This window comes from Arsenophonus endosymbiont of Aphis craccivora (assembly GCF_013460135.1).
In the GTDB taxonomy this organism is placed as follows: Bacteria; Pseudomonadota; Gammaproteobacteria; order Enterobacterales; family Enterobacteriaceae; genus Arsenophonus; species Arsenophonus nilaparvatae.
Window position 1 is genome coordinate 1,426,781 of the sequence record NZ_CP038155.1, and the last position, 16,454, is coordinate 1,443,234.

The 16,454-nt window shown below is 38.6% G+C and carries 8 protein-coding genes and 5 pseudogenes; 5 read left to right on the forward strand and 8 right to left on the reverse strand.

Annotated features, from left to right (window positions below; genetic code table 11):
• Position 1 precedes the first annotated feature (1 nt).
• From artP to E3U36_RS07375, 3 genes and pseudogenes are all read right to left on the reverse strand, one after another.
• Positions 2–739: an arginine ABC transporter ATP-binding protein ArtP gene (gene artP / locus E3U36_RS07365; protein ID WP_180816055.1), complete on the reverse strand. Its 738-nt coding sequence runs from the start codon at positions 737–739 to the stop codon at positions 2–4.
• A 130-nt stretch (positions 740–869) separates the two neighbouring features.
• A pseudogene (locus tag E3U36_RS07370) lies at positions 870–2,308 on the reverse strand (DUF2867 domain-containing protein).
• 52 nt (positions 2,309–2,360) lie between these two features.
• A pseudogene (locus E3U36_RS07375) lies at positions 2,361–3,271 on the reverse strand (LysO family transporter).
• A 214-nt stretch (positions 3,272–3,485) separates the two neighbouring features.
• Here E3U36_RS07375 and E3U36_RS07380 point away from each other — a divergent pair.
• From E3U36_RS07380 to macB, 3 pseudogenes are all read left to right on the forward strand, one after another.
• Positions 3,486–5,133, forward strand: a pseudogene (locus E3U36_RS07380) (DUF2813 domain-containing protein).
• A 114-nt stretch (positions 5,134–5,247) separates the two neighbouring features.
• Positions 5,248–6,366 (forward strand): annotated as a pseudogene (gene macA / locus E3U36_RS07385) (macrolide transporter subunit MacA).
• Positions 6,367–6,370: 4 nt separating this feature from the next.
• Positions 6,371–8,318: pseudogene (gene macB, locus E3U36_RS07390) on the forward strand (macrolide ABC transporter ATP-binding protein/permease MacB).
• Positions 8,319–8,400: 82 nt separating this feature from the next.
• Here the strand turns inward: macB and cspD are convergent.
• Positions 8,401–8,613 (reverse strand): cold shock domain-containing protein CspD, encoded by a 213-nt coding sequence (gene cspD, locus E3U36_RS07395; RefSeq protein ID WP_180816057.1) that lies wholly within the window; start codon positions 8,611–8,613, stop codon positions 8,401–8,403.
• Between the two features lie 304 nt (positions 8,614–8,917).
• Here cspD and clpS point away from each other — a divergent pair, with 304 nt between their 5' ends.
• Both clpS and clpA read left to right on the forward strand, forming a co-directional pair.
• On the forward strand, positions 8,918–9,238 hold the full coding sequence (clpS, locus tag E3U36_RS07400; protein ID WP_032116315.1) for an ATP-dependent Clp protease adapter ClpS: 321 nt from the start codon (positions 8,918–8,920) through the stop codon (positions 9,236–9,238).
• Between the two features lie 26 nt (positions 9,239–9,264).
• The gene (clpA, locus tag E3U36_RS07405; protein ID WP_180816059.1) at positions 9,265–11,550 is read left to right on the forward strand and encodes an ATP-dependent Clp protease ATP-binding subunit ClpA; all 2,286 of its coding nucleotides are present in this window, start codon (positions 9,265–9,267) and stop codon (positions 11,548–11,550) included.
• A 68-nt stretch (positions 11,551–11,618) separates the two neighbouring features.
• On the opposite strand, the gene infA is transcribed toward clpA, so the two are convergent.
• The 4 genes from infA to cydD all read right to left on the reverse strand — a co-directional run bounded on the left by infA (position 11,619) and on the right by cydD (position 16,419).
• Entirely contained in the window at positions 11,619–11,837 is a 219-nt protein-coding gene (infA, locus tag E3U36_RS07410; protein WP_004244560.1) for a translation initiation factor IF-1, read from the reverse strand.
• A gap of 329 nt (positions 11,838–12,166) precedes the next feature.
• Positions 12,167–12,883, reverse strand: a complete 717-nt coding sequence (gene aat, locus E3U36_RS07415) for a leucyl/phenylalanyl-tRNA--protein transferase (RefSeq protein WP_180816061.1) — start codon at positions 12,881–12,883, stop codon at positions 12,167–12,169.
• 28 nt (positions 12,884–12,911) lie between these two features.
• Positions 12,912–14,645 (reverse strand): heme ABC transporter ATP-binding protein/permease CydC, encoded by a 1,734-nt coding sequence (cydC, locus tag E3U36_RS07420; protein WP_180816063.1) that lies wholly within the window; start codon positions 14,643–14,645, stop codon positions 12,912–12,914.
• A gap of 1 nt (position 14,646) precedes the next feature.
• The gene (gene cydD / locus E3U36_RS07425; RefSeq protein WP_180816064.1) at positions 14,647–16,419 is read right to left on the reverse strand and encodes a heme ABC transporter permease/ATP-binding protein CydD; all 1,773 of its coding nucleotides are present in this window, start codon (positions 16,417–16,419) and stop codon (positions 14,647–14,649) included.
• Between the last annotated feature and the right edge of the window lie 35 nt (positions 16,420–16,454).

The window sequence follows — 16,454 nt, forward strand, 5'->3', positions numbered from 1 at the left end:
ATCAATGAGATGAATGGGATAGATAATTTTCCAAGCCTTGAGTTTGTGGTCTAGTGAAACGATCAATATCGCCTTGCTCCACAATTACCCCTTTTTCCATATAAACTATCTTGCTCGCTGTTTTACGGGCAAAATCAATTTCATGAGTCACTATCAGTTGGGTGATGCCAGTTCTTGATAATTCCTGTATAATATTAACCACTTGGGTTGTAATTTCAGGATCGAGAGCGGCTGTTGGTTCATCAAATAACAGAATTTCAGGCTCCATCATTAATGCTCTGGCAATTGCCACTCGCTGTTGCTGACCTCCAGAAAGATGCAATGGGAAACGATTAGCACATTCGGTTAACCGTAAACGGTGCAATAAATTTGCTGCTTTTTCTTTAGCTGCTGCCTTAGTTAAACCTAATACTAAACAAGGCGCTTCAATCAGATTTTCCATTACGGTCAAATGTGGCCATAAGTTATATTGTTGAAATACCATCCCCACTTTTTGTCTTAACGCTCTGATTTCATTTTTTTTGGTTTGGCGTGAAAAATCAAAATGGTACCCAGCGATGTTCAGTTGGCCCGAACGGGGCATCTCTAGTAAATTGAAGACACGTAATAATGAGCTTTTGCCAGCACCGCTTGGGCCAAGTAATACCATCGTTTCACCCGTTTCACATGTCAAATTGATATTGTGTAGGGCTTGCTCTTCACCATAAAAGCAATTAATTTGTTTTAATTGAATACTCATGCTAAAAATCTGAATAAATAAACAAGTTAAACAATGATAATCTTAATGGAATAGTTATGCAATATGTGATTTCTGCAAATAGACTAATGTTGATATTTTATAAGGCACTTTGGCTTTATTAAGCTAATTTTTATTGTTTTTTATGCATTATTAATGCAATTTTATTAATTTTTTTAGCCATGCCCTTAAATATAAAACGATGAATTGGGCTCATGATTAGCCAATACATTAGTCCTGAAAAACCGGCAGCATATGCCACCATGCTCTGACATCTAACGTTCTATATTTGCCACAATACTTGATGGTAAAAGGTAAACGCCCTAGTCCCGGTGCTTTCATACCAAATAATAGAGTTAATTGATGTCCGGGTTTGATATTAATCACTTTCCAGCTATCGATCATGTCGCCTAAATATAATTCCTTACGTATAGGGCGGCCATATTTTACTTTGTTGAGCATTAAATCATCAATCAAGGCGCGTAATTGCCATAAAATATTGGCGTAGAAATATCCTTTTTTGTCACCAATTTGTTGCACTATTTGCCAAATAGTCTGGCTAGTAGCACGAGTTGTTAGCGTAACACCGGCATCTTTCGGATAATAACTATATTTGTCACACCATTTTGTCTTTAGGATTGTATCTGAGCCCCAATCAGCTTTATTAATTGCATTAGGCGAGTGAATAAACGCTTGTTTGATTGCTTCATCAACGCTAAGCAATTTTTGTGGAATAAGCTGTTTTAACGCTTGATCATTAGCTGGCAGATTGTGCTGTAGCCCTTGAATTAACCTTTTGGTAATAGAGGGAGAAACTGAAGTTATTAGGCTAATGAATTGAATGGAAATTAATCTAATTGGGATAGGTAGCTGGATAAGCGGTCGATACTTACCGCTTGTCTGCATAAAGCGCTTGAAGAGTGTTTGATAATCAATATATTCCGGCCCACCAGCATCAAGTATACGATGTTCATTAGTTGGATGGGATATCAATTGCGTCAGATAGTACAGCATGTTTTCTAAAGCGATAGGACAAGATTTTGACCTTACCCAACGTGGGGTAGTGAGAATGAATAAGTTGTAAGTCATATCCCGAATTATTTCATAAGGCGCGGAGCCCGCACCAATAATAATTGGTGCCAGAATTTCTGTCAGCGAAATTTTACTTTCACGTAAAATTTCTCCGGTCAGTTTACGTGCCATCAGGTGTTGTGAATGACAGCAATGGTTTTGTAGTGCGCTTAAATAGATAACTTGTTTTACTTGAGAGTGCTTGAGTACATTTTTAACATTAAGAGCAGCCAGGCATTCTTGTTCAATAAGATTATTATTAGCTGCCATACTGTGAACAAGAAAGTAAACGATATCAATATTTGTCATAATATTGTTTAAGGTTTTGGCTGCGAGTAAATCAACATAACAACATGGAGTATTTGGCCAATTTTGTGCTCTAGCCCAATCAAGTTGACGTGTTGCTGCGGTGATCATATGTCCTTGTTTGATTAACGCGGGGAGCAGATTTTGACCAATATAACCGTTAGCACCAAGTACTAAAATACGTTTTTTACCCATATTTGGTGACCTATTTAGCACCAGCGTAGTTGGCAGAAAATTTAGTTATCTATTAGGCGAAGAAGGCAATCAGTAATGGCGTCAATAGACTTAGTACAAAACCGTGGACAATGGCAGCAGGTACAATAGACACTCCCCCGCTACGTTGTAATATGGGTAGCGTAAAGTCCATCGATGTTGAGCCACAAATCCCCAATGCAGTAGAACGAAATTGATTGATAATAATTGGAATAAGCATAATAGCCGCTAATTCGCGCATTAGATCGTGAAAGAAAACGGTACTACCAATGACTGACCCGTAAGCGTCGGTAAGCAGTATACCGGTTAGCGAATACCAACCGTATCCGGCTGCAATCGCTAAACCTACTTTAGTAGGTAGCCCTAATAAAAATGCCGCCAAAATACCACCAAGTAGCGCGCTGGTGGCAACAATTACCGCAATCGTTGCGCCTCTGCAATTGATTAAAATTTGCCGAAGATACATCCCACTATTACGAAGATGGCAACCCACCAATAATAATAAACAGATAAGGGTAATTTCAGTACCATGTTTGGCATAGGATAAAAATGGCCATTTTGTTAATCCTAACAGAAAACCTAGTATTAACACGCCACACAGTGGTAGTGAACTTAAAATCATTTTTAACCGAGAGAGTGGTTTATTGGTTTCCCGTTTCGCAATTTTCCACGGAAAAAGTTTATCCAATAATAATAAAGCAATCAGGTTAGCGGCAAAGGTGCAGCAAAAGAAAACAATGGTATAGATAAAAATTGCAGTAAGATGAGTACTAATATTATCCAATAACGCCAAAGTGATGCCCATTAAAAATAAAATAATGTAAACCATCACACCTAATAGGCGATGATTAAGCGCTAAAATCTTCTTATTCTTTTCTTATTCTTGAAGCGAAACAGATAGCCTAGAGTTAACGGTAAAAGAATGATAAGTAGTCCTGAATACATAGTCCATCCTTATTACAATTAACGCTTTTATGGCGATTATTTTGTGGAAATAATGTGAAAAAGATAGGCAAAATAATGATAAATATTTTATAACAGACTCAAACTAGGCTCAATATCATAGAATAATATTTAAACGTAATTCATTTGCTCACAGGATAATCCAGTAACTATTACTGATAGGCATAAAAAGAGGTTAACCATGTATTTGCAATAAGTGGAGATTTCTAGTTTTCGCGGCATCAATTGGCTTTCATTGATCTTAGATCATAATACTGTGTTAATTGGTGAAAATACCTGGGGTAAGTCAAGTTTGTTAGATGCGCTGACTATTTTATTATCACCTAAGCAGCCGTTATATCAATTTAGCCAACATGATTTCCATCACTTGGTAGATACAGATGAACAAGTCAATAATCTACAAATTATTTTAGTTTTTTGTGAAAACCAGTCAAATAGTGACAACGCTAATCGATTTAAGTCCTTATCTGCATTATGGATTGAAGGAAATGATAAATATAAACGTATTTATTATCGTGTGAGTGCTGAACGACAAAATAATATTGTGGCTACCTAAAGATGTTTTTTAGATAAGGACGGCAATAATCTGGTTTTAAATAATAATAGCAAATATATCCAGCAGATTATTCGACTATATCCAGTACTACGTCTAAGAGACGCCCGCTTTTCACGCCCTACAGCGGCTGAATCTTATGATGATGACTGTAAAAAAACCTCTGTTAAATTTGCTAGCCAATTACAACAATTGACCCAGGCATTAATAAAAGCATCAGCAAAATTGTCTCATGAAGAGATTGAAGATGGCTTTGTGGCAATGCAACAGTTGCTCGGTTATTATTTTGCCGAACAAAATATGCGCTTATTTAATCGACCACATAAGTCAAATATTGCCTATCACTCACCTAATAGAAGAGGCTGGAGAGTGCTGGAAGATATCAATCGTATAGTCGGTAAACCGGAACAGCATTCTATTCGGTTAATTATTTGGCAGCTTTTTTCATCATTTTTACAATTACAGGTCGATTTTCAACTAAATAGCGATACTCGGCCTATCCTGATTATCGAAGATCCAGAAACTCGTTTACATCCTATTATGCTTTCGGTTGCTTGGCGACTATTAAATCTTTTTTCATTGCAGCGTATTAATTCAACTAATTCAGGCGAATTGCTTTCACAAGTTCCACTGGAAAATATATGCCGCTTAGTACGTAATTCAAATCAAGTGGTTGCTTATCGGTTAAAGACGAACAGGTTATCACTGGAGGATATGCGTCGTCTTTCATTTCACATACGCATTAATCGCCCATCAGCACTATTTGCACGCTGCTGGTTATTGGTTGAAGGTGAGACTGAAATCTGGTTAATGAATGAATTAGCACGCCAATGTAATTATCATTTTGAGTCAGAAGGTGTTAAAGTGATTGAGTTTGCACAATGCGGTCTTAAGCCATTATTAAAGTTTGCTAATAGTATGGGGATAGAGTGGCATACTTTGGTTGATGGCGATAATGCAGGGAAACAGTATGCTGATTCAGCAATTGCTTATGCTGAAAGAGTCAATGATACTCCTCGAGATAGACTAACTATAATTACCTGCATCAGATATGGAGCATTTTCTTTACCGTGAAGGTTTCAGCGATATTTATCATCAGATTGCCGCTATTCCTGATAATGGTAAAATATCACCGCGTCGTGTCATTATTAAAGCAATTCATCGAACTTCTAAACCTGATTTAGCAATTGAAGTCGCCAATAGAGCGGCAGAAAAAGGCGTTAATTCAATTCCTTCTTTGCTGCGCCATATGTTTTCACGTGTTGCATTGCTAGCCAGAGGGCAATCTTAGTAAACAGGTAAGCAATAAAAATATTGTAGCATTTGTCTGCTGGTTTTAGTCGAGGCAGCAGTGGCTCTTATACGGTTTTTAACTTATTCCATATTAAAAAAAGGTATTTTTAGTATGAAATTTCTTCCCAATCAAAAAAAGTGTTTATTAATTTTTCTGATGTTGATATTAATTATTATCATCACCGCTGTGATGCTTTATATAATCAATTTACCCAAAAAAATAAATTATCAGACTGTACCCGTTATCAGAGGAAATATAGAAAAACATGTACTTGCCACGGGTAAGCTGGACGCGTTGAGTAAGGTAGATGTTGGCGCCCAGGTTAGTGGCCAGTTACAGACCCTTTATGTAAAAGAGGGGGATATGGTAAAAAAAGGGGATTTGTTAGCGGTAATTGATCCGCAAAAAGCGCAAAATGTTGTTAAAGAATCAGAGTAGACGCTGCGTGAACATCAATCTAATTTAGCCTTAGCGCAGGCTGAATTGAAGTTAGCAGAAATGACTTATCAGCGCTATGTCGATTTGGCAAAGCATAAGGCTATTTCGCGGCAGAAGTTTGATCGAGTTAAAACTGATATGGAGGTTAAAAAAGCGCGGGTAAAAATTTATATTGCCCAAATTAATCGTAATCAAGCCTCGTTAAATACAGCTAAAACTAATTTGAAATATACCCATCTTACTGCGCCATTAAGTGGGATTGTTACTAACATTAAAACGTTGCAGGGACAAACGGTAATCGCTTCTCAAGAAGTGCCAACTATCATGACATTAGCTGATGTGGATACAATGTTAGTAAAAGCACAAGTTTCTGAAGCTGACATTATTAATCTTAAACCGGGGCAACAAGCTGCTTTTACTATTCTTGGTGCACCGGATAAAACTTTTGCTGGAGTTTTGAAAGATATTTTACCTACGCCGGAAGAGGTTAATGATGCGATTTTTTATTATGCACGCTTTGCAGTACCCAATTCGCATCATATTTTAAAACTACAAATGACTGCACAAATTAAAATTCAACTTGCATTACATAAAAATGTATTACTTTTACCACTATCTGCCTTGAGAGAAAATATTGCTAATAATCAATATATTGTTGTACTACTACAACATGGGCAACAAGTGGAAAGGAGAGTCGAATTTGCTACTCAAAATTATATTGATGCAGAAATTATTTCCGGTCTTGCTGAAGGTGACTTAGTAATTACTAACTCTGAGATAGCAAAAGGATGAAGGAATGAGTGCATTACTTGAATTGAGTAATATCGGTCGTAATTATCGAAAAGGTGAACAACAGGTAAAGGTACTAGAAAATATTTCTTTGACCATAAACGCAGGGGAAATGGTAGCGATTGTTGGCGTTTCAGGCTCTGGCAAATCAACTTTAATGAATATTCTTGGTTGCTTAGATAAATCCAGTTATGGTGAATACTATCTGGCTGGGCAAAATATAGCTCAACTGGATGACGAGCAGCTTTCTGTTTTACGCCGCGAATATTTTGGCTTTATATTCCAACGTTATCATTTGTTACCTTATTTGACTGCCGAACAGAATGTTGAAATTACGGCTATTTATGCCGGTACATGCCAGCAAGAGCGCCGTAAACGAGCAATTGGATTATTAGCACGCCTTGGTTTGAGTGACCGAATTAAATATTATCCGCCGCAATTATCTGGCGGCCAACAGCAGAGGGTCAGCATTGCTCGGGCATTGATCAATGGTGGGCAAATTATTTTAGCTGATGAGCCAACGGGGGCATTGGATAGCCATTCTGGTGATGAAGTTATTGCTATTCTTAAACAGCTATGCCAACAGGGATATACTGTTATTCTGGTTACCCATAATATGCAGATCGCAGCGCAGGCAGAGCGGATAATTGAAATTAAAAATGGCGAAATTATCCATCATTCCGTGCAACGCGAGCCAACAAAAATATTACCGCCGATTTTCTCTGCTAAAAAGCAGCAAATTTCAATAACGCAACGACTTAATCAGTTTAGAGAAAGCGTTACTAATGGCATGGAGAGCAATATTAATTCACAAAATGCGCACATTACTCACTATGCTTGGCATCATTATTGGTATTGCCTTGGTCGTTAGTATTCTTGTTATTGGTAATGCGGCCAAAAGGTCGGTATTAGCCGATATTCAGTCAATTGCGACAAATACTATCACAGTCTTTCCTGGTAAAGGATTTAGCGACGTCAGCCCAGAAGATAGACGGGCGCTGACCATAAGCGATGTGGATGCGCTACAAAAGCAGCCATATGTTTTTGCTATATCAGGTAAAATGAGTACTGATGTTCGCTTACGTTATGGTAATCGGAATTCAGCAGCCAGTGCATTTGGCGTTGGAGAGTCATATTTCGATGTTTATGCCATGTCAATGAGCGAAGGTATAATTTTGACCAGCGATATGGTTAAGCACCATGGACAGGTGATTGTTATTGATCAAAATAACAAGGAGATGTTTTTTCCTAAGCAGAAACAGGTTGTTGGTGAAATAATATTAGTCGGCAATATGCATGTTACTATTGTTGGGGTGGCGGCTGAGCAGAAGTCAGTTTATGGCAATAGCAATATGCTACAGATCTGGATGCCTTATACTACGATGAGTAGTCGTCTGATGAATCGCTCTTATTTTGATAATCTTTATATTAGGATCAAACAGGGGTATAGCTCGTTAGAAGCAGAACAACAATTGACGCGATTGTTAACGGTATTTCATGGTAAAAAGGATATTTTTACCTATAACTTCGATACATTGATTAAAACGATAGAAAAAACGACCAATACGCTACAGTTATTTTTAACATTAGTGGCGGTTATTTCCTTGCTAGTCGGTGGTATCGGTGTGATGAATATCATGCTGGTTTCAGTAACCGAACGGACGAAAGAAATTGGTATTCGCATAGCAATCGGTGCTCGAAATAGCGATATTATGCAACAATTTTTGATAGAGGCAATTTTTATTTGTTTGTTTGGTGGTTTTTTAGGGATTTTACTCTCTTATATCGTGGCGCTTATTGCGCGCTTACTATTACCGGATTGGCAGTTTGCTTTTAGCCTAATGCCACTGCTTGGCGCTTTAGTTTGCTAAACCATAATTGGCCTAATTTTTGGTTTTTTACCCTCCCGCAACGTGGCAAAGTTGGAACCGGTAGATGCTTTGGCAAGGGAATGAGTAATAAATATTTATATGCTCCCAAAAGAAGCTTGGGAGCAATAATTAAAATAGCAAATGATTAAAGGCAATGAAAACCAACCTATACATTTTCTACAGGAATAATAAGGCTGGCATGGTTACCCTTAGGCCCTTTAGTTGAACTAAAATTGACCTTTTGTCTAGCTTTCAATGTACGGTACCCTTCCATCTGGATACTGGAATAGTGTGCGAAGATATCTTCGCCACCATTTTCGGGGCAGATGAAGCCAAAACCTTTAGCATTATTAAACCACTTAACTGTACCTGTCTCCATACATCATCCTTCATAATGGGGTTTTATCAAACAAGTGCCTGTGAACAGCTCATTTCATATTGCAGCTAACTAAAAATTGCTTGTTCATAAAATATACTGTATTAAAAAGATATATGGCGTCAAGTGTACTCTATTCGTAGAAACTGGTTCAGTTGCTAAAATTTGATTTAGATAACGCTATAGGTCACTGTTTTTTTATTATTTACTTTTTTAAGGATGATTGGTCACAAATGGGATCAAAGTGATAAACTAAGAATAATTAAGAAAAATGTATAATTAAAATATTTAACTGGATTTTTACATAATGAGTGAGTGCCAATCAGATTATCAGACGGATGTCAGGCTCAAGGAACAAGTGGAACATGCTTTACAACCACCTTCAATGTATAAGGTGATTTTGAATAATGATGATTTCACACCAATGGATTTTGTAATACAAGTGTTAAAAAAATACTTTTCATTTGATGAAGAGCAAGCCACACAAATCATGTTGGATGTTCATTTTCACGGGAAAGGGATTTGTGGGGTTTATACTGCTGAGGTTGCAGAAACAAAGGCCGCGCAAGTTAATATTTATGCAAGAGAACATGAATATCCATTACTTTGCACGATAGAAGAAGTCTGATTAGACTAATTTATAGGGAGGTGATTATGCTTAACCAAGAACTTGAACTTAGTCTTAATGTAGCTTTTGCCAAGGCAAGAGATAGCAGGCATGAATTTATGACGGTTGAGCATCTATTGCTGTCGTTGCTCAGTAATACATCGGCCAGGGAAGCCTTAGAAGCTTGCAAAGTTGACCTTGTGGTATTGCGACAGGAATTGGAGCATTTTATTTCACAAACAACGCCATTATTGCCTGAGAATGATAGTCGGGATACTCAACCTACGTTAAGTTTTCAGCGAGTATTGCAGCGTGCAGTGTTTCATGTGCAGTCATCTGGGCGTAATGAAGTTACTGGTGCTAATGTGCTGGTTGCTATATTTAGCGAACAAGAGTCTCAGGCAGCCTATTTATTGCGTAAACACGATGTAAGTCGGCTTGATGTTGTTAATTTTATTTCTCATGGCATGGTCAAAGGTAGTGAGGCTGATAATAGCCATTCTGAGTCTATTAATGCCGCTTATCAGAATGAAGAAGCTATTGGCGTTGAAGAACGGATGGATAGCTTTACTACCAACCTTAACCAAGTATCAAAAGCCGGCAAAGTTGATCCTTTAATTGGGCGTCAGCTGGAACTGGAGAGAACGATCCAGGTTCTTTGTCGGCGGCGAAAGAATAATCCTCTATTAGTGGGTGAATCTGGGGTAGGTAAAACAGCGATTGCGGAAGGGCTAGCATGGCGTATCATACAAAATGATATCCCGGAAGTAATGAAAGATTGCACTATTTATGCCCTGGATATCGGTTCACTACTGGCGGGGACTAAGTATCGTGGTGATTTCGAAAAGCGCTTTAAAGCATTATTAAATGTGTTAGAAAAAGATGAAAAAAGTATTCTCTTTATTGATGAAATCCATACGATTATTGGTGCTGGTGCGGCATCTGGCGGACAAGTTGATGCGGCTAATCTGATTAAGCCATTACTATCGAGTGGGCGGATCAGGGTGATGGGTTCAACTACCTACCAAGAATTTAGTCATATATTTGAGAAAGATCGTGCGCTGGCAAGACGATTCCAAAAAATTGATATCGTCGAACCTTCTGCTGACGAAACGGTACAGATTATTAATGGATTACGAGCTAAGTATGAAGCTCACCATAATGTTCGTTATAGTCCCAAAGCGATTAAAGCAGCGGTTGATTTATCAGTAAAATATATTACAGATCGCCATTTACCGGATAAAGCAATCGATGTTATTGATGAAGCGGGTGCAAGAACGCGTTTGATGCCACAAAACCGACGTAAAAAAACAATTGGGGTACAGGAGATAGAATCAGTTATTTCCCTCATTGCCCGGATTCCTGAAAAAACAGTTTCTTCTAGCGATAAAGAGCGATTGAAACATTTAGATAATAGATTGAAATTGCTAGTATTTGGCCAAGAGCAAGCTATTCAAACCCTCAGCGAAGCGATTAAAATGAATCGAGCGGGGTTAGGTAGTAGCCACAGACCTATTGGTGCATTTTTATTTGCTGGGCCAACGGGTGTCGGTAAGACAGAAGTCACTGTGCAACTGGCAAAGGCATTAGATATTAAATTGTTGCGTTTTGACATGTCAGAATATATGGAACGTCATACAGTTAGTCGGCTACTTGGTGCCCCACCAGGATATGTAGGCTTTGATCAAGGTGGTTTATTGACAGATGCGGTTATAAAACATCCTTATTCGGTCGTTTTATTAGATGAAATAGAAAAGGCACATTCTGATGTATTCAATCTTTTATTACAAGTGATGGATAATGGTACTTTAACCGATAATAATGGCCGTAAGGCTGATTTTCGTAATGTTGTCTTGGTAATGACCACTAATGCGGGTGTGCAAGAAACACAACGTAAATCGATTGGTTTTACTGAGCAGGATAATAGTACCGATGCATTATCAGAGATAAAACGAATTTTCGCGCCTGAGTTTCGTAATCGATTGGATGGCATAATTTGGTTTAATGGTTTAACACCAGAAGTTATTGCCCAAGTTGTTGATAAGTTTATTGTTGAGTTACAAGCGCAACTTGATGAAAAAGGTGTATCAATTGAAATCAGTAATGCGGCACGTCAATGGCTTTGTGCTACAGGCTATGATAAGGCTATGGGAGCCAGGCCGATGGCAAGAGTGATCCAGGATAATCTAAAGAAACCTTTAGCTAATGAACTTTTATTTGGGCAGTTGAGTTACGGTGGTGCGGTTAAGATCGATCTGAATAAGAAGACGCAAAAATTAACTTATCATTTTGAAGGTATGCATAAAACTAAACCAGAGAATGCAATAATTTAATTACAGATGGTTTATAACCATAGACGATATTCCAATCGTCTATTGCAAGAGCATGAGAGAAGAGGCGATCAACGGCTACGAAAGATGATTCTGCCTTTACTCAGATCATAAGGTGTTAACTCGACAGTCACTTTGTCGCCCGTCAGAATACGGATATAATTTTTACGCATTTTGCCAGAAATATGCGCAGTAACTACGTGTCCATTTTCTAGTTCAACACGGAACATGGTATTGGGCAGAGTATCTAATACTGTACCTTGCATTTCAATATTGTCTTCTTTGGCCATCTAATCCTCTGAGTTAATCACCAAGTTTTTTACGGGCAAGATAATGCCGAAAAACCCTCCTTATGTAAAGGAGTGTCGAGTTTAAAGTCACTTTTTCTTTTTATCAAGATACGAAAATTACAGCATTAAAGCTTAATAGTACAAAAATATACAACAAGTATACGGTTTGAACAACGCGAACGATAAAAAAATAAAATGTAATAATATCATAGCAAACCATCTAACTTAGTTTGCAATAGCATGAATGATTCTGTCACTTATATCTTCAAATTGATGCTAAATCAGCTATCTGTTGCCTTTGTTTAGGTAGAAAAATATTTTCCAGTTAATCATTCAAAATGATTAATTTCTTCTACACTGGGTAAACTTATGGTTTGCTTTAGCCAACATGCTTTATCGATAGGTTGATCGCGATATTGATAGAGATAATTTAAAAACTGTACTCGCGGGAGCTCTTTCACACCTAAAGAGGCGGTATATGCATTAATTATTTGACAATCAAACAGTTTTCCACCGAAACGCAGGAAATGGTGATAAAAAGCAATAAGTGCATATTTAGAACCGTCACTAACACGGCTAAACATCGATTCACCACAAAAAATTTTACCAACATTAACGCCATATAGTCCACCAACTAATTTTGTGTTGTACCAAACTTCAACGGAATGAGCAACGCCCAGTTGATGCAAAGCAGTATAGGCTTCTATTATTGGGTGGGTGATCCAGGTTCCTTCTTGCCGTTGTGCGCAGGCGGCAATAACCTGTTCAAAGTCATGATTTAGCGTAATGGCATAAGCGGTTTTTCTCATTCTTTTTTTAGTTGTTCGGCTAATGTTTATTTCTGCTGGCAAGAGAACTGCACGTGGATCTGGCGACCACCATAATGGAATTTCCGTTGGATTAAACCAAGGGAAAATCCCTTCATAATAGGCAGATTGTAATCTACCAACAGCCAGATCACCGCCGATAGCTAGTAAACCATTGGGTTCATGTAGAGCATATTCGGGCGCTGGAAAGATATAAGATCCATCATCAAGCTGAAACATATAACCGTCCTATTAACTAATTTTGTAATTATGCTAGTACTATTTGAGCTTGATAATATTGAAAATAGCGCCCTTTCAATTGTAATAATTCTGCATGGGTCGCTTGCTCAATAATTTTTCCATCATCCATCACATATATTTGATCCATTTTTTCCAGACCCTGTAAGCGATGGGTAATAACTAACAAGGTTTTGTCCTGGCAGTGCTGTTGCAACTGAATTAGTATCTGTTTTTCAGTTTTTACATCTAATCCTTCAGTCGGCTCATCTAATAAAATTATTGGCGCATCATAAAGTAGGGCTCTTGCGATACCTAATCGCCGTTGTTCGCCACCTGAAAGTTGTCGGCCACCTTCACCGATCCAACTATCGAGCCCTTGATTTTTAATCAGGCTGTCTAAACCGACTTGTTTTATTACTTTTGTCAGTAAGGTATCACTTGCATCATCTTTCGCTATTAGCAGATTATTACGTAAAGTATCACTAAAAATATGTGTTCGCTGTGGAACTACCGCCATTAATTTACGTAATGTTTTCTCATTATAGTGATTAATTGGGTGGCCATTTATCAAGATCTGGCCTGAGCTGACATCCCATGCACGGGTTAATAATTGTAACAGCGTAGATTTACCACAACCTGTCTTACCTAGTAGCGCAACATGTTCACCGGCATTGAGTGTTAAAGAGATATTTTTTAATGTCGGTTGCGGTTGTTGGGGATAACTGAAGTGCACTTTTTGCAATTTGATGTCAACCTGATTATTCGTTGTTATATCTGAAGCGGGAAATGTCACGGCGGGCTTCTGATTAATTAACTCCATTAAGCGATTTGCTGAAGTAACCACTTGCCCTAAATATTGAAATGCAACCGCCACCGGCCCAAGAACTTCAAACGCAGCTAAGGTACAAAAGACGAACAGAGCAATAAGCGCACCGGGTTTATGCTGTTCACCAACACCAGTTGCTGCCATCCACATTAATAGGGTTGCGGTAAGGCCGGAGATAAAAATCATAATAGATTGTGATATCGCGGTTAAGTTAGATTGCTGTTGTTGGCGTTTTAGCCAGTTGGTTTCTAGATCGGTCAATACTTGCCGAAAACGAGGTAATGCCCCAAAAACAGTTAGTTCCGCTTGTGCCTGAATAATATTGATTAAACAAGCACGATATTGGCTGCGAAATATAGTGAGATCGTGTCCAATAGATTTTCCCGCCTGATAAAAAAACCAGGGTAAGGTAATCAGCAAACACAGCATAATTGTGCCCAGAGTAAGGGCAAGAAATGAGTCTAATGTGCTTAATGCCAAAGTGAGTAAAATAGTAATAACCAAAGCAGCAAAAATGGGAGAAAGCACCCGTAGATACAAATGATCAAAGCTTTCGACATCAGCTACCAGACGATTAAGAATATCTCCTTGGCGATAGTGTGCGATACCGCCAGGTGAAAGCGGGAATAGTTTTTGAAATATAAATATCCTTAAATGTGCTAAGACACGAAAAGTTGCATCATGGTTAACCAACCGTTCGGCGTAACGGCTGGCAGTTCGGATAATTGCTGAGCCACGAAAGCCTGCTGCGGGTAGCATATAATTAAAGGTATACAGTCCGGCAGCGCCTGCAAGTGTCGTTCCGGCTAAAAACCACCCTGATAAAGTTAGTAGACTAATACTCGCCAGTACCGCAATAATGGTTAATATAATGTCAAGATTAAGTAGTAACCAATGACGACGATATAGCGCAAGAAAAGGGAGTAGTACACGCATATTATATCTCCTCTGCGTGATAAGTTAGCAGGCGGCTAAAAGCTCCTTTAGTCTGGCTTAGCTTGCTATATGTGCCTTGTTCAATAATTAAACCATTTTCCATCACCCATATTTGATCATATGCGGCAGCTTCTGCTAATAAATGTGTAACCAGCAAGGTTGTTTGTTTAGTCGAGGCCGCATTAAGTGCTGTCATCACCCGTTGCTCACTTTGCATATCAAGACTTGCTGCAGGCTCATCCAATAAAAGCAAAAGACAGGGATTTAATAACGCGCGGGCGACAGCAATTCGTTGTGCTTGTCCAACGGATAAGCGAGCGCCATTTTCGCCAATTTGGGTATCAACCCCCGTGGGTAGATGCTTAATAAACTCGGTTACATAAGCATTTTCCATTGCAATATTGACTGCGGCTGCAGCAGCTTCGGCTGAATAGAGACGTATATTGTCAATGATGGTTTGTGCCGGTAAATGGGGATTTTGGCCAACCCAGCTAAGTTGTTTGCGCCAATCAGCCATATCAAGATCTCTAAGTTCGATTCCATTAACCGTTAGCGATCCACGATAGGGTAGAAAACCCAGTAATGCATTTAATAGTGAACTTTTGCCAGCTCCGCTTTGGCCGACTAACGCGATGCGTTGGTTTGGCAATAGGGTGAAATTTAACGGGCCAGCCAGGCGTACATTGTCATGAGAAAAAATTTCTAGTTGCTGTGCTGTAATAGTTAATGGTTGAGCCGGCGTCATTAGCTGATTGTTTTGCGATAGTGGCGATGGTTGTTCTATGCTGGCTAATAATGTAAATAGAGATTCTGCTGCGCCTACTGCTTGTGCTTTAGCATGGTAATAAGTGCCTAAATCACGTAGTGGCTGAAAAAATTCCGGGGCGAGTATCAAAGCTAAAAAACCAGCAAAAAGGGTAACCGGTATGCCATAAGTACCAAAATGCAATTCGCCTAAATAAGAGAAACCAAAATAAACCGCGACAATGGCGATGGAGATTGACGTGAAGAATTCTAACACTGCCGAAGAGAGAAATGCCATCCGTAAGACTTCCATGGTTCTTTTACGAAACTCTTCGGTTGCTTGTTCAATATCTTTTATTTCTTTGTTGGCACGGAAAAAAAGTCGTAAGGTATCCAGTCCACGTAAACGATCGAGAAATCTGCCGCTTAATCGGGCTAAAGCAACAAAATTTCGTCGATTAACATCAGCGGCGCCCATCCCAACTAATATCATAAATAAGGGGATTAAAGGTGCGGTGATAAATAAAATTAAGCCAGCGGCCCAGTTAAGCGGGAAAATTGCAATCAGAATGATAATCGGGATCATAGCGGCTAAATACATTTGAGGTAAATAGCGAGCGTAATAATCCTGTATGTCCTCAATTTGTTCTAAGATGATAGTAGCCCAACTACCAGCGGGTTTATTTTTAACCCAAATAGGTCCTAATTGGTTAAGTTTATTTAGTACCATGCTACGGATCTGCTGGCGAACAATTTTGCCACAAATAAATCCAACACTTTCTCGTATAAAATTAATTATTGCTCTTACAATAAATACACAAATGAGTAATGAAAATTGAACAAGTAGTTGTTTTCTCGGTACATTGTCTATAATTAATGCTTGTAAAATGGTGGCTAAAAGCCAGGCTTGGGTAACGATAAGTAGGCCACTAATAATTCCCAATAACATGGATAAGCGTAGCCAGTGTTTTGCTGGTGCAGATTGTTGTTTCAACCATTTGACCAGTTCAGTTTGTTTTTGTTTATCCATAGTGATGATTTTATATACCGGCGTTAAGTTAATTA

Excerpts from the sequence above, each read along its gene's own strand:
- clpA (WP_180816059.1), top strand. The coding sequence starts at position 9,265 with ATGCTTAACCAAGAACTTGAACTTAGTCTTAATGTAGCTTTTGCCAAG.
- artP (WP_180816055.1), bottom strand. The coding sequence starts at position 739 with ATGAGTATTCAATTAAAACAAATTAATTGCTTTTATGGTGAAGAGCAA.
- aat (WP_180816061.1), bottom strand. The coding sequence starts at position 12,883 with ATGTTTCAGCTTGATGATGGATCTTATATCTTTCCAGCGCCCGAATAT.
- cspD (WP_180816057.1), bottom strand. The coding sequence starts at position 8,613 with ATGGAGACAGGTACAGTTAAGTGGTTTAATAATGCTAAAGGTTTTGGC.
- clpS (WP_032116315.1), top strand. The coding sequence starts at position 8,918 with ATGAGTGAGTGCCAATCAGATTATCAGACGGATGTCAGGCTCAAGGAA.
- cydC (WP_180816063.1), bottom strand. The coding sequence starts at position 14,645 with ATGCGTGTACTACTCCCTTTTCTTGCGCTATATCGTCGTCATTGGTTA.
- cydD (WP_180816064.1), bottom strand. The coding sequence starts at position 16,419 with ATGGATAAACAAAAACAAACTGAACTGGTCAAATGGTTGAAACAACAA.
- infA (WP_004244560.1), bottom strand. The coding sequence starts at position 11,837 with ATGGCCAAAGAAGACAATATTGAAATGCAAGGTACAGTATTAGATACT.